The sequence below is a fragment of the uncultured Kordia sp. genome (assembly GCF_947496985.1).
Taxonomy (GTDB): Bacteria; Bacteroidota; Bacteroidia; order Flavobacteriales; family Flavobacteriaceae; genus Kordia.
The window spans coordinates 199,850-215,378 of the sequence record NZ_CANMEZ010000001.1 but is presented as its reverse complement, the minus strand read 5'-3'; the positions used below and the strand labels follow the sequence as shown (position 1 = coordinate 215,378).

Below are 15,529 nucleotides of genomic sequence, written 5' to 3'. Positions count from 1 at the left end.
CGTAAAAAAGTAATAATTGGAACTACAGAAATCTTTAAAAGAAATACGAAATAAGATTTTAATTTCTCATTCGTCACAAAACCGAAGCGTCCGTCACATTTATTTCTAATACCATACGAATTTATCTAGATTGTTCACATTAACCAATTAAAATATATTAAAATGAAAAAAAAGAAATTTAGAAAGTTAACGTTAAACAGAGCTGCAATATCAAGTCTTTCTCACGTGAGTGGAGGCGTTGGAGCAGGAGATAGTGTTTTGAATCAATTATCAGGATGTGTTGGTGATCCAGTATGTCAAGCACATCCGCCAAAAGAGTTAAGTATTTGGTCATGTGAAAATCAGTGCTGGACTTGGTTTACATGTCCTTAATAAGACCTCACTTTATAGATTTATTACTAAGCGGACTTCGGTTCGCTTTTTTTGTTGAAAAATGTGAGGCACAAAAAAGCTAATAAATCGTGTCGTTTTTGTAACATAAAGTCATTATAAACGTCTAAATAACAGTAGTATTATTAAAAATATATAAAGATTTGATTCTTAGCGGTACTGTAAGTTGTTTTAACAGCTTTAAAGCTAGGGATTTCGTATCTTTGTAGACTAAATGATTTCGATTATGGGGCAAAAAAATGAAATTCAAGACTTAAACTTACCTTTACAACTTGTTATCAGTTTTGATCAAGTGATATCTTTCTATGATAAATATATAGAAGATAAAAGTCATCCGTATCATAAATCCGCTATTGAAATTACTCAGTATTTAGACAATTATCCAGAACTTCGTGAAGGGTTTACTGATTTTTCTAAACTTGAAAAATACAAACCACAAATTGATTTGGTTTTAGAAGGATTGTTTCCTGAAATACTAACAGATAATGAAATCAAAGTAGCAACGGTTCCATTTTCTTTTCAATCTTTCAAATACTCTAATCGACTCAAGAAAATTTTAGAAAATGCTGATGATTCTTATGATTTTACAGCAAGAAATTTAGATGAAAAAGAAATGTATTTACATGCATGTGTGATGATTTTATCAGTGTGTTATGGATACAATATTGACTTAAAACGTCCTTTCTATTTTGATATTCCTGATAAAAACTTAGGTATAACTAAACATTATAGAGTTGCTTTTAATGGTGATTTTTGCCAAGTAATTCCGACTGAAAATGCTCCTAAAATCACAGATGAGGATGTGAAGTTATTATTAGATAACTTTGATAATATTGACGTTTGGAAAGAAAAATTCCCAAGAGATAGTTATATCTTCAAAGGATTCGGAATCATGAATTTATTCGATATTACTTTTGATGAAACACTTTCTTCCATTCGAACAAATTTATTGCGTAGTGATGACAATTTAATTTCAGATGTGCGTCAAAATTTAAGCGAATTTTTTAACATAAAAGACTTAAAGCTAGGTTATTCGGTGTTTGTAAATGCAACGGGTGACGATGGGCATATAACACGAATAAAGCAAGCAGATAGCCTGATTTTTAAAGAAGAAAAAGAAATAGCATGTTCTCGATTCTTCTGTAGTAGCATCGTTGAAAAGATTTTTTGTAAACAAGAAACACTTGCAATATCTGATATAGATGCATATGGTGATGAGAATGGGAATAATAATTTTTTCACACGTTTAAAAAATGAAGGAATAAAGAGTATAATTCTAATTCCTATAAAGGCAAAACGAAGTAATGATTTAGCAATTTTAGAAATTGCTTCACCAAGAGCATATGAGCTCAACTCGGTAAATCAGCAGAAACTACGAGATATCATTCCTGTATTTGAATCAGCTGTAACACGCTCGGCAGAAGATTATCAAAACATATTAGAAGCTACTATTCAAGAACATTATACCTCTATTCATTCTGCAGTGAAATGGCGTTTTTATGAAGCCGCAGAAAAGTATCAATCTGCTTTAGCAGAAAATGCAGAAAATCCTATTGTGGATGATATTGTTTTTGAAGAAGTATATCCATTATTTGGACAAAGTGATATAAAAGGTTCTTCTATTGCTAGAAATACTGCAATTCGTGAAGACTTAACTATTCAATTGGAATTGGCAATTACAGTATTAAAAGGTGCACTTGAAAAAGCAAACCTACCAATTTATGAAGAGTTAACATTCAGAATAGAAGAATATCTAAATCATACCAAAGAAGGATTAAATGCAGGTGATGAATTAGGTATTTTAGAATTTTTAAAGAAAGATATTTATCCAGTATTCAGACATTTAAAAGAATCAGATACAGACATTGCTTTACTTGTTGATACGTATATGAATCGTTTAGATGAAAATCTAAAAGTAGTGTACGAAAAGCGAAAAGCCTATGAAAATAGCGTTACAATTTTAAACAATAAACTGGCTAATTATATAGATAAAAAACAAGAAGAAGCTCAAGAAATGTTTCCTCACTATTTTGAACGTTATAAAACGGATGGTGTTGAGTATAATATGTATATAGGACAATCGTTGGTAAAAGATAAATCGTTTCACACACTTTACCTGTACAATTTGCGTTTATGGCAATTGCAGAATACTTATGAAATGGAGCAAGTAGCGCATAATACACGAAAGCAAATGGATCACGATTTGCAAGTTGCTTCCTTAATATTAGTACACAGCAATCCATTAGCGATTAAATTCCGAATGGACGAAAAACAGTTTGATGTTGATGGTGCGTATAATATTCGATATGAGATTATTAAAAAACGTATTGACAAAGCAAATATTAAAAATACAAGAGAGCGTTTAACAGTTCCTGGGAAAATTGCCATTGTATATTCGCAAGATAAAGACGCGCGCGAATACATTAAGTATATAAAATACATGCAATCTAAAAACTACTTTGGAAAACTTGAAAAGCTTGAATTGGAAGACTTACAAGGTGTTTCAGGTTTGCGAGCTCTACGTGTAGAAGTTATATATCAAGAAGATTTCAATGAAAAATCATCGTTGACAATTGATGAATTAATGGAAGAACTCAAATAGAGTTCTTCTTTTTTTTAGACTAATAATGCCATTGCTGTTTCGTGTACTTTTCTTCCGGCATTAGGATCTCTTAAGTAAAAAGCAATAACAAATGACAGTACACTTACGACAATACCAATCATAAAAACAGTATATGTAGTTCGTAATAAACTATATTTTCTATTCAAAACGAGTCCTAAAAAGTATAAATCTTTGGTAAGTGATCCGTATAAATAATCGCGATCTTGCATCATTTCATTCATTCCCCATTCAAACTCATCTAACTTCATTTTGTGGAAATTTCCAAAAAACAATAAGTTCACCTTTTTATTGGCAACATCTTCTTTGCTAAATTTTCCTTGTGTTACATTCGGACGTGTAGCCAAAATAGAAAGTACCATTGACACAACAGTAAAGATGGTAAAAATGATTGTTGGGTAAATTAAATAATCATTCGAAGGATTATCAAGCTTAGAAACTAAGTTCGAAAGCACCATAGAAATAATAATGGCATTTACCGATAAAAGTATATTTGCTTTAGTGTCTGCAATATCACTTAGCGTGATGTGATTTCGTAACGCCACACGAAACATCGTTTCAATTCCACGTTCAGGTAACTCTACTTTATTCTTTTTAAAAGTAAGTTCATCTTTCTTCTGTTTTAATTTAGCACTGTCTTGTAAAAGCTTTTTTTGAGATTTAAGCAGTTGTGCTAAATTTTTTCCTTTTTGTTTTTCCCATTTAGAAGTCGCAAAAGAAGTGTAAAATGAATGCATATTAGTTAAAAACCCTATATTTTCACTCAGCCATTCTTCTTCTGTAAGTGTTCTATTTTTGGTAAGTTCCCATTCTTTACGAAGTAATTCTGTTAAATCACTAAAATTTTTACTTCCAATATGAGAGCAATCAGCATCACAAATTATTTTTTCAAGGAGTGTTGTTGGTGTACTTCCCATTTTAGTAGCCAAAATCAATTGATTCACTACAGTTATATCTTCTTCAGAAACGTTCTGTTTTTGCAAAAAATCGGAAGCAATGGAAGCACCATAATTTTCATGATTTTCAATTCCTTTTGTATAGCCAGTATCATGAAACCAAGCAGCAACCAATAATTGTTTTGCTTCCGTCTCATTAACCCCCAAACCATCAATAAGTTCTTGTGTTTTCTGTACAACACGTTTTGTATGTGATACATTATGATAAACGAATTTGTTGTCTAAATTTTTATTTAGAAAATCAACAACAAATTTTTCAACTTCAATGATAAGGGTTTCCATATTGGTTTCTTTAATTTTGAATAAACTGCCTCAGGGTAAGCCCATAAAGCATGTGTAAGTAATTCATGTAAAATATCGAGACAAGTCTCGGAGCATTTTAAATCTCGATTATTGAGTAAAAATACTAAACTTTAATTAATGTTAAATAAACAAGACTAAAACGTAAGGATTAGTCAGATATTTTAATGAACCTTTCATAAGGTTTTGTTAAACATATTCTTGTAAATTTCGCTTAGTATAAAACTCGTATTGGATATATTATCTTAAGTGTAATTTTTAAGCTTAAAAAGAGACTATTATGGCATGAAACAAATTCCTGAAATAAAATTATATGGCACGGAAACCTGTCATAAAACGAACTATTACAAAGCACTGTTAGAAGGAAAGAAACTTCCGTATCAATTTTTAGATGTAAAGGCAAATGAAACACATGCAGAAGAACTTCGGAATTTATATGAAAATAGAAAACTGAACTTCCCAACAATAACCATAGGAAGTAAAAAACTTCGAAACCCAAGAGAAGAAGAATTAGGCAAATGGTTGCAGAAGCTTATCAAATGACATTACTAAAACGAATTCAACAATTACCACTAGGGTACTCAGAAGTATATTATCAAAATATAAAATATGGTGTTGTTAAAAGTGAATTTAATCAAGGGAAAAGTTATAAAATCTATGCATCAGCATTAGGAGGAAACGACTTTATAAGTCTTAATTACTATTGTACACGCCAACATGAAATACTAAAACCTTGCGAAATGCCGCAACAAAAAGTGATTCACTTTCTAGAAAACTACACAATCAGATGTTAACATTTCAAAAATGAATCATTATATTTAAACTGATAAAACTACAACCAATGATAAAATCTTTACAATCAGTAGGAATAATAGTTCTTTTACTTTGTTTCAGTGCCTGCGCGACTTTCAAAGCACAATATGCAGCACAAACAAATACAGATTCTTTTCCTAAAAATAAAGAAATAAAACACTCTTTCTATTTAATTGGTGATGGAGGAAACTCCCCGTTAGGTAAAACGGCAATTGCTTTAGAAATGTTTGAAAAAGAACTAAAAAAAGCATCAAAAAATAGTACGGCTATCTTTTTGGGGGATAACATTTATCCAGCAGGATTACCTAAAAAAAATCATGATGATCGAGCGTTTGCAGAACATCAGTTAGAAGTACAAACAGGAATTGTAAAGGATTTTAAAGGAGAAACAATATTTATTCCTGGAAATCATGATTGGTATAGTGATGGTTTAGAAGGATTAAAGCGTCAAGAAAAATATGTAGAAAAAATACTTGGAAAAAATACTTTCTTACCAGAAAATGGTTGTCCTATAGAGAAAATTCATATCAGTAAAGACATTGAATTAATTCTAATAGATAGCGAATGGTACATCACCAATTGGGATCATCATCCAACCATGAATGACGATTGTGAGCTGAAAACAAGAAACCGATTCTTTGATGAGTTTACAAGTTTGGTGAAAAAAGCAAGAGGGAAAACAACAATCGTTGCATTGCATCATCCAATGTATACAAATGGTTCACATGGCGGGCAATATACTTTTAAGAGTCATATGTCGCCAGTTCCAGTATTAGGATCATTAAAAAACGTAATAAGAAGTACTAGTGGTGTTGCCAATGTGGATTTAACTAACAAGCGTTACAACGAATTCAAAAAACGAATTGTAACCATTGCACAACAAAATGATAAAGTAATCTTTGTATCTGGACATGAACACAGTTTACAATACATTGTAGAAGACAATTTACGCCAAATAATAAGTGGTTCAGGAGCTAAAAAATCTGGAACTCGTAATGTTGGCGGAGGACAATTTTCATACGGAACACAAGGGTATGCACGATTAGATGTATTCAAAGATGGTTCATCATACGTACGTTTTTATTCAGCAGAGGAAAACAAAGTAGTTTTTGAAACAGAAGTATTACCTGCCAGAACAAAAATGACAAAAGTGAATTATCCGTCTGAATTTCCAAAAGAAAAATCGGCCTCTATCTATACGGAAGAAGAAACATCAATATCTGGATTTGGTAAATTTCTTTGGGGAGATCGCTATCGAAAACAATACAATACCAAAGTAACAGTGCCAACTGTAAATATAGATACACTCTTTGGAGGATTAACACCAGTTAGAAAAGGAGGAGGAAATCAATCAAAATCATTACGATTAAAAGACAAAAACGGAACACAATATGTAATGCGTGCACTTCGTAAACAAGCATTGCAATACTTACAATCTGTGCTATTCAAAGACCAATACATAGAAGGGCAATTTGACGATACAGCAACGGAAGATTTAATCTTAGATGTATTCACGGGAGCGCATCCATACGCACCTTTTGCTATTGGAACATTGGCAGATGCTGTTGGCGTATATCATACAAATCCAGTATTATACTATGTGCCAAAACAAAATGGATTAGGTCAATACAATGATGAATTTGGGGGCGAATTATACATGATAGAAGAGCATACTTCTGAAGGTCACAGCAATCTAGCGAGTTTTGGTTTTCAAGATAAATTGATCAGTACAGAGGATATGATGGATAAAATTCACAAAGATGAAGACATTGTTGTGGATGAAGCTTCATACATACGTGCCAGACTATTTGATATGCTAATTGGTGATTGGGACAGACACCAAGACCAATGGCGTTGGATAGAGTTTAAAGAAAATGGTAAAAAAGTTTATCGTCCAATGCCGCGCGATCGCGATCAAGCATTTTCTATAATGTCTGATGGGTTCTTACTAGGAACAGCTGTAAGAATAATACCTACAGCGCGATTATTACGTAAATACGATGATGATTTAGTAGATGTGAAAGGTGTAAATGTAGAACCATATCCGTTAGATATGGAACTCATTCAACAAGCTGATAAAACTGTTTGGGATACGCAAGTAAAACTCATTCAAGATGGATTAACTGATGATATAATTGAAAAAGCATTCTTAGAATTTCCAAAAGAAGTACGTGATGCAGCGGTTGAAGAGATCAAACAAAAACTAAAAGCCAGACGTGCAAATCTTCAAAAAATATCAGACAGATATTATGTGTTAGTAAACAAATATGCAGTTGTAAAAGGAACGAACAAAGACGATTGGTTTGATATTGAACGTTTGCCAAATGGAGAAACGAAAGTAACAGCATATCGTATCAAAAAAGGAAATAAAGGTGATAAATTTCATGAACGTGTCTATAAAAATGCTGAAACAAAAGAAATTTGGATCTATGGTTTAGACGATGATGACAAGTTTCATGTATTTGGTGATGGAAAATGCATAACAAGAATTCGATTAATTGGTGGGCAAAACAAAGACGTATACGATATTCAAAATGGTAAAAAAGTAAAAATCTATGACTACAAATCGAAGGAAAGTGAATTTGTAACCAACAAAGGAAGCAAGAAATTAACGGATGATTACGAAACAAATGTATACGATTACAAAAAACTAAAAAACAATACCAACCAATTAATTCCAACAATAGGCTCTAATCCTGATGATGGTTTCAAAATAGGTGTCTCAAATACCTATACAAACTATGGCTTTGAACGAAATCCATTTACTTCAAAACACACCATTTCGGCAGCGTATTACTTTGCAACAAATGGTTTTGATGTAGGATACACAGGAGAATTTGCCAATGTAGTAGGAAACTTTAACCTACAATTAAAAGCACAATTCAATAGTCCAAACTATGCAGTTAACTTCTTTGGTTTTGGAAATGAAACACCGAATGCTGAAGCAGATGATGACGATGGAATTGATGCTGATTTAGATTTCAATAGAGTGAAAATAAGAACTGCTAAAATTGCTCCTTCTTTAGTTTGGCGTGGACAATTAGGTGGAAGTTTTGCCGCAGGAATATTCTATGAAAGCAATGAAGTAGAACGCACATTAAACAGGTTTTTAGACTTAAACTTACCAGCAAATTCAAGTGTGTTTGATAAGCAAGATTTCTATGGTGTTGATGCAAAGTATCACTTTAAAAATGTAGACAATGAAGCATTTCCAACGATGGGAATGGAAGTGAGTTTGGAAACAGGATACAAAAACAATGTTAGTACTTCCAAAGGTTTTGGATATGTAATTCCAGAATTTGGAATAAACCATAAACTAATTTCAAGTGGACAATTAGTATTAGCAACAAAACTAAGAGGACATCTAAACCTAGGAGATGGATTCGAATTCTATCAAGGAGCAACCTTAGGAGCTAATACAGGATTACGAGGTTATAGAAATGAACGATTTACAGGAAAACGTGCTTTTGTGCAAACAACAGATATTCGCTTAAACCTAAGACGTATAAAAACAGGTGTGTTGCCACTCAATATTGGTGTTTTTGGAGGATTTGACTATGGTAGAGTTTGGGTAGAAAATGATGCTTCTAGAAAATGGAATACATCACTTGGAGGTGGAATTTGGCTTAGCGGCGCAAATATGCTAACCGCACGTTTCTCACTATTCAGTTCTGATGATGGTGGACGTTTTGCATTTGGTGTAGGATTCGGGTTTTAATCAATAAACAAGTTGATTTTATATGAAACTATTCAGAAATCTTAGAGAAAAACTATTGAAAGAAAAGAAATTTACAAACTATATTGTATATGCCGTAGGTGAAATCATCTTGGTTGTAATTGGAATTTTGATTGCCGTTTCTCTTAATAACTGGAATGAAAATCGTAAAAAAGAACAACAACTTTTCAATATCTACACTATTATAGAAGATGATTTGCAAAATGATTTAGAGGAAATAAATGAAGTACAACAGTACTATAAAAAAATAGATCCATTATATTCTAAAATACTAAACGATTCTTTAACTAAATCTGATTATAAAACAAATCCACGATTGCGTTTTCTAACCATTGGTTTTCCTGAAATTACGTTCAATACACGTGGTTTTGATCAACTAACAAATTTCAACACAGATGGTTTTCAAGACAATCTACCATCTCAAATTATAGAATTCTATACAGAACGCTTACGCGAAATAAAAATAGATGATGACTTACGAGCTAATGATTTTCAGGATAACTACACACACTATAAGAAGAACTATATATGGTGGTCAGATTTAATTACAATGAAAAATAGTGAAGAATTCATAAACTATACATTAAATGATCCTGATTACAAAAATAGAGTAGCAAGCTCATACTTTATATCGTTTTCTGTCTTCTTACCCGAATTAGAAATATTTGAAGAAAGAGCAACAACTATTTTAGAGGAAATTAAAAAACGGAAAGGAGAATGAGGTTTTAAATACTAAGTGTAAAAATGGTTCTTGCCAAAACCCAAAACCAACAAACCGTTCGCCATATTCAAATTTCCGCTTATCATAATTTCATTGTCAGAAGATGTATTCCGTACTACTTTTACATCGTAATCAAAAAACAACAGACATGCAATCATTTACAATATTCAAAATCGTATTCAAACTAGCGTTCTTTTTAGCAACGGTAGTAGCTTCAGCGCAAAACATCTCAGGAACTTGGAAAGGAGCTTTAAATGTACAAGGAACGGAACTTCCTTTGGCATTTAACATTACGGAAAGTGACGGAGCATATAAAGCAACGTTAGACAGTCCAGATCAAGGAGCGTTCGGAATTCCAATTGACAAAACTACATTTGAAAACAATCAATTGACAATAACACAAAGCCAAATGGGAATGGAATACACTGCAACGTTTACTGATGGTGTATTTAAAGGAACATTTAAACAATCAGGAAGAGTATTTCCTTTAGATCTGAAAAAAGGAGAAAAAGAGGTGAAAAAGGAAAAAAAGCCAAAACCACAAGAACCTAAAAAACCATATCCATATGCTTCTGAAGAAGTAAGCTTTGAAAATGCTAAAGCAGGAAACATAAAACTTGCAGGAACATTAACATTACCAGAAAATGTGAAAAATCCACCAGTTGTGATTCTCATAAGTGGTTCAGGTCCGCAAAATCGTAATGAAGAATTACTAGGTCACAAACCATTTTTAGTATTAGCAGATCATTTAACAAGAAATGGAATTGCTGTATTACGTTATGATGACAGAGGAACAGCAAAATCAGAAGGTGATTTTGGAACAGCAACATCATTTGACTTTGCAACAGATGTAGAAGCTGCAATAGCATACTTGCAAACAAGAAAAGATGTTGTAGATACCAACAAAATTGGTTTAGTTGGACATAGTGAAGGTGGACTTATTGCGCCAATTGTTGCTACAAACAATACCAATGTAGCATTTTGTGTATTACTTGCAGGACCAGGAGTTGATGGAAAAGAAGTCTTATTAACACAATCAAAAAGAGCTGCCGAATTAGAAGGTTATCCAAAAGTTGATATAGAAAACTCACAAGAAGTATCCGCGAAAGTATTTGAAATTAGCACAAACTATAAAGGCGAAACTTCAAAAGAAGAAATCATAAAACTATTCAAAGAATTACGTACTAAAATGACTTTTGAAAAAGCAAAAGCAGAACTTACTGATGAAGCAATTGTTGCACAGGCAGAAATGATCACATCTCCGTGGATGCAAGCGTTTCTTGGGTACGATCCGCAAACATCACTACAAAAAGTAACATGCCCTGTATTGGCGGTGAACGGTGAAAAAGATTTTCAAGTATTACCAGAATTAAATCTCAATGCTATTGAAAAAGGACTAAAAAACAGTAAAGATGTAACTATCAAACAATTTAAAGACTTAAATCACTTATTTCAAACGTCAAAAACGGGCGCACTTAGTGAATACGCAACGATAGAAGAGACATTTGCTCCAGTTGCATTAGAATACATTTCTAACTGGATTAACAAAAGATTTTAATAATCAATCAAAAGAAAATGCACTTTTTTGACATTGCATCAAATTTGTCAAAAAGTGCATTTCAAATTTTACAAGTATTTTTAGGCTCATGGCAATTTCAACCAAACTCAATACATATCTATTCTGGACACTACAAATTATAGGTTGGGGATTTATAACATCTGCAAACGTTTGGTCAAAAATGTATTTTATACCCGAAGAAAAAAGCAAACACATTTATTTTTTCTTTGAAGGACTCTATTTTATCGTTTTAGGAATTGTACTCACAACACTACTAAGAAGCTATTTAAAACGAATTGATTTTGTTGCCAATCAAAACCAAAAAAATTACATAAAAGTATTCGTAGCATATGCATTAGTATCGTGGCTTTTTACCATATTATTAATTGTAGGGTCTAGTTATACCTTTTCATATATCAATGAAAGACCTCTAGATATTTCAGCGTTAGAAATATTTTCAACAGCACTAAATATTGCAATTTTTATATTCTTTTGGTTAATTTTTTATATTGTAACCAAATCATTAGCGCGTTTGCGAAAAAATAAAATAGATCGCTTACAACTAGAAACGGAACTAAAAGATTCACAATTAAACACACTAAAAGGACAGCTCAATCCGCACTTTATGTTTAATAGCTTAAACAACATTCGAGGGTTGATGCTAGAAGATGTTGACAAAGCACGAGATATGCTTACGCGGCTTTCCGAAATGTTGCGATATTCGTTAAATATGAACAAAGTGGATGCTATTCGTATTTCGGAAGAACTGGAAATCGTAGACAATTATATAGCACTGTCAAAAATACAATTGGAAGACCGTTTAGTGTATGAACAAGATGTGAAAACAGCACTCACACAAATTAAAATTCCACCAATGGTATTGCAAATGTTGGTAGAAAACGCAATAAAACATGGGGTTTCCAATCAGAAAAATGGTGGAAAAATAACCTTAATTGTTACTGATAATGATGAAAAAATTATTCTACAAGTAAACAATACAGGAACTTTAAAAACAGAAACAGATTCTACCCGAATAGGATTAAATAACATCAAAAAACGCTTGGAATTACTCTATGGAAATGAAGCAAGTTTCACACTAAAAGAAGTTGGAAACGAAGTGCAAGCCATTATTCAAATACCTGTATCGTAAATTATGGAAAATATCACAGCAGTTATTGTAGAAGATTCTCGCTTGGCGCGAAATGAATTAAAAGAACTCCTAAAAAAACACCCACAAATTGAATTACTTGGCGAAGCCGAAAATGTAGACAAAGCCTATGATTTAATTAATGAAGTACAACCAAAAATATTATTTCTAGACATCAATATGCCTGAAAAAAATGGTTTTGAATTGTTAGAAATGTTAGAAAATGTACCACTTACAATTTTTACAACTGCATATGATGAATATGCTATAAAATCCTTTGAATACAATGCGTTTGATTACTTGCTAAAACCCATCAATCAAGATCGATTTTCTAAAACGATAGAAAAAGTAATTGTAACCATTGAAAAAGAAACATCAGATGAAAAACCATTTGAGTTGCATCGTCAAATCTTTATCAAAGATGGAGAAAACTGTTGGTTGATTAAAATTTCGGAAATTGCAGTCTTTGAAATTGTTGGAAACTACACACGTGTATATTTTGAAGATCACAAACCATTAATCTACAAATCACTTAATCAAATAGAAGCCAAACTTCCTGAAGCTACTTTTTTTAGAGCCAATCGACAACAGATCATCAATCTAAATCATATAGAAAAAGTGGTTCCTTGGTTCAATGGAAAACTAAAAGCAGTTATGAAAGACTCTGAGCAAGAAATAGAAGTTTCTCGCAGGCAATCCTATAAATTTAAAGACGTATTTGGGTTTTAAAAAAATGTATAGTACCCGTTATTTCGAACTTGATTCGGAATCCCATCAAACTAAGTATAAGTAGTATTACAATTTATTCACGATGCGTTTTGGAAGAAGCGCTTGTCAAATCATTAATCCCTTGTAATTCTTCTTCAGTTAAATGACGCCATTTTCCAACAGGAACATCCAAGGAAACATTCATGATACGTGTACGTTTCAGTTTTACCACTCTATAATCTAAATACTCACACATTCTACGAATTTGACGATTCAAGCCTTGTGTTAAGATAATTTTGAAGGTATACTTTGTAAGTTGTTCTACTTTACACTTTCGCGTAAGCGTTCCCAAAATAGGAATTCCATCGCCCATTTTCTGGATAAAATCATTCGTAATAGGACGATTCACAGTTACCTCATACTCTTTCTCATGATTATTACGCGCACGAAGAATCTTATTCACAATATCACCATCACTAGTAAGGAAAATCAAACCTTCACTGGGTTTGTCTAAACGACCAATAGGGAAAATTCGAGAAGGATAATTGATATATTCAATAATATTATCTTTCTCAACTTTAGTGTCAGTTGTACACACAATTCCGACAGGCTTATTAAACGCTAAATACACAGGTTTTTCTTTCGGATCAGAAATCAATTCGCCATCTACGCGTACTTCATCTCCTGGTGCAATTTTAGTTCCCATAGCAGGAACTACGCCATTAATAGTAACGCGTCGTTGTTCAATTAATTTATCAGCAGCTCTGCGCGAACAGTAACCAGCTTCACTTAAAAACTTATTGATTCTTGTCAATTGTATATCACTCATCTAATAATCCTTTCAAAATGCAAAGCTAAGGAAAATAAAAATGTTGATCTTAAATATAAGCATAATCGTGGTGAGTTCTTTTTTTGTAGTGTAATAAGATTTTCTCGTTAAGAATTTTTGAATCCTTGGAAAAAAATGAGAAAAAATTATAGTATTAGCTTTTTAGCTAAAAACATCTAACTAGAAACTATACTTTGCGAAATAAATTGTTTCATCGCATGCACATTTCCATTAAAATAATCCTCATCAACAGCGGTTCCATTTATATTTCCACTATCACTATATTGCCAAATAGTCCAATCTGACCATTGCCCTGGAATTGTAGGAGCAGGTTTTGTTGTGTAATTAGCAATCCATAGTGGAAACTTTGTCAATCGGGCATCATTTAAATAAGCATTTCCAGTATTTACATCTGTATAAATCATAGGTGTACGACCGTATTTTTGCTCTATTAAATTTAAGAATGATAACAAATCTTCAATAATTTGATTCTTATCAGTTGTTTTTACACTTGCTTCTTCAAAATCAACAATTGGAGGCAAAGCATCTGATGGAAAATCATTTCCTACAACATTAAAAAAGTTATCTGCTTGTGATTGTGGAGCATCATTTGTATAATAAAAATGATACGTTCCTCTAATAAAACCTTTCTTAGGAATCGTTTCCCAATTATGTGCAAAATCTGGATCTTGAATGGTAATTCCTCCTGTAGCTTTACAAACTACAAAGGATAAGTCGGTATTATTGGTGTCAATAGAATCAATTAAACTTCCTTGATTATAAGAAATATCAATTCCTTTTGCTTGTGTAGACATGGTAGTAGTTTTGGTTAATAACACCAAGGTACAGAAAAATATAGCGAGAATAAAAAATTAGCAATTAATCAAGTGTAAATACGTATAAATTTCCACCACTTCCATGTGACTTTTCATCTGTAATATACACTGAATTGTTATCTCTAAAACAAACTCCTTCTTTCTGAGATTCATGTCCTAAATCGAATTTTTTCATCTTCCCGTTCATAAAATTATCTCCCTTAAAATCTGTAAACTGCCAAATGGCTGAATGTGATAATAAAACAACTTTCTTTCCATCTGGACTAATATCTGCTGAGGTAACCCAACAACTCATTTCATCACAAGTATGAAATGTAGTTACAAGTCTTGCTTTGTGTTTCCCGGCAGTTGCTGGAATTTTATAAACATCAGTAATGCCATAATTTTTTTTGACTCTACTTTTGGTAAACAAGTATAAATATCCATTATAGTGAAAAAATGATTCCACATCAAAATACCTGTTTTTCTTCTTTGGAGGAAACTTTTTCTGATTCGGAAATGAAAACTTAATCACTTTGGGTTCAATATTTTTTTTGTGATCTAAATTGTTTACTGAAAATACATAAACTTTTAAATTTTTTCGATCATTTGCATTATTTCCAAAATCACCTACATATAAATTTCCTTTGTTGTCAGTGGTTAAATCTTCCCAATCTCTATTCTTTCCATCGATATAAAGAGTAGATTGAATCTTTCCTTTTGTATTCAATGCAAATACTTTTGGATCGTTTCCACTATCATTAATCATCCATAACAACTCAGAATTTGGAAAATGTTCAACTCCAGAAACTTCTTTCAAATCACTAGATAGTTTTTTAACATAGCTCAATTGACCGTAATTCACAGTGCAATTCGTAAAAAAGAATAAAATGGTTAAATATCTTAGAAATTGAAGTCGCATAAAATAGGTGTTTG

13 protein-coding genes are annotated in these 15,529 nt (G+C 32.2%); 9 read left to right on the top strand and 4 right to left on the bottom strand.

From position 1 onward, the window contains the following. The first annotated feature begins 162 nt into the window (after window positions 1-162). Together Q0828_RS01075 and Q0828_RS01070 are read left to right on the top strand one after the other, a co-directional pair. Window positions 163-372: a hypothetical protein gene (locus Q0828_RS01075; RefSeq protein WP_298416944.1), complete on the top strand. Its 210-nt coding sequence runs from the start codon at window positions 163-165 to the stop codon at window positions 370-372. A 244-nt stretch (window positions 373-616) separates the two neighbouring features. Next, complete coding sequence (locus Q0828_RS01070) at window positions 617-2,992, top strand: GAF domain-containing protein (protein ID WP_298416942.1); 2,376 nt, start codon at window positions 617-619, stop codon at window positions 2,990-2,992. Between the two features lie 14 nt (window positions 2,993-3,006). Here the strand turns inward: Q0828_RS01070 and Q0828_RS01065 are convergent, their stop codons facing one another. Then, complete coding sequence (locus Q0828_RS01065; RefSeq protein ID WP_298416941.1) at window positions 3,007-4,248, bottom strand: Pycsar system effector family protein; 1,242 nt, start codon at window positions 4,246-4,248, stop codon at window positions 3,007-3,009. 303 nt (window positions 4,249-4,551) lie between these two features. Here Q0828_RS01065 and Q0828_RS01060 point away from each other — a divergent pair, with 303 nt between their 5' ends. The 7 genes from Q0828_RS01060 to Q0828_RS01030 all read left to right on the top strand — a co-directional run bounded on the left by Q0828_RS01060 (window position 4,552) and on the right by Q0828_RS01030 (window position 12,970). Continuing rightward, window positions 4,552-4,809 carry a glutaredoxin family protein gene (locus Q0828_RS01060; RefSeq protein ID WP_298416939.1) on the top strand — a complete coding sequence of 86 codons (258 nt, stop codon included), beginning with the start codon at window positions 4,552-4,554 and terminating at the stop codon, window positions 4,807-4,809. Then, on the top strand, window positions 4,806-5,060 hold the full coding sequence (locus tag Q0828_RS01055) for a peptide methionine sulfoxide reductase (RefSeq protein WP_298416937.1): 255 nt from the start codon (window positions 4,806-4,808) through the stop codon (window positions 5,058-5,060). Before Q0828_RS01060 ends, Q0828_RS01055 begins: the two co-directional genes overlap by 4 nt. Window positions 5,061-5,107: 47 nt before the next feature. Further along, window positions 5,108-8,797: a metallophosphoesterase gene (locus Q0828_RS01050; RefSeq protein WP_298416935.1), complete on the top strand. Its 3,690-nt coding sequence runs from the start codon at window positions 5,108-5,110 to the stop codon at window positions 8,795-8,797. Between the two features lie 22 nt (window positions 8,798-8,819). Then, a complete protein-coding gene (locus Q0828_RS01045; RefSeq protein ID WP_298416933.1) occupies window positions 8,820-9,536 on the top strand; it encodes a DUF6090 family protein in 717 nt (238 codons plus the stop codon). Window positions 9,537-9,684: 148 nt separating this feature from the next. After that, complete coding sequence (locus Q0828_RS01040; protein ID WP_298416931.1) at window positions 9,685-11,094, top strand: alpha/beta fold hydrolase; 1,410 nt, start codon at window positions 9,685-9,687, stop codon at window positions 11,092-11,094. A gap of 88 nt (window positions 11,095-11,182) precedes the next feature. Then, window positions 11,183-12,244: a histidine kinase gene (locus Q0828_RS01035; RefSeq protein WP_298416930.1), complete on the top strand. Its 1,062-nt coding sequence runs from the start codon at window positions 11,183-11,185 to the stop codon at window positions 12,242-12,244. Window positions 12,245-12,247: 3 nt separating this feature from the next. Next, entirely contained in the window at window positions 12,248-12,970 is a 723-nt protein-coding gene (locus Q0828_RS01030; RefSeq protein WP_298416928.1) for a LytTR family DNA-binding domain-containing protein, read from the top strand. A gap of 73 nt (window positions 12,971-13,043) precedes the next feature. Here the strand turns inward: Q0828_RS01030 and rluF are convergent, their stop codons facing one another. The 3 genes from rluF to Q0828_RS01015 form a co-directional block, all read right to left on the bottom strand. Continuing rightward, window positions 13,044-13,778 carry a 23S rRNA pseudouridine(2604) synthase RluF gene (gene rluF / locus Q0828_RS01025; RefSeq protein ID WP_298416926.1) on the bottom strand — a complete coding sequence of 245 codons (735 nt, stop codon included), beginning with the start codon at window positions 13,776-13,778 and terminating at the stop codon, window positions 13,044-13,046. Window positions 13,779-13,954: 176 nt separating this feature from the next. Next, window positions 13,955-14,593, bottom strand: coding sequence for a glycoside hydrolase family 25 protein (locus tag Q0828_RS01020; RefSeq protein ID WP_298416925.1), 639 nt, complete (start codon window positions 14,591-14,593; stop codon window positions 13,955-13,957). Window positions 14,594-14,657: 64 nt separating this feature from the next. Beyond that, the gene (locus Q0828_RS01015; RefSeq protein ID WP_298416923.1) at window positions 14,658-15,515 is read right to left on the bottom strand and encodes a hypothetical protein; all 858 of its coding nucleotides are present in this window, start codon (window positions 15,513-15,515) and stop codon (window positions 14,658-14,660) included. Window positions 15,516-15,529: the final 14 nt, after the last annotated feature.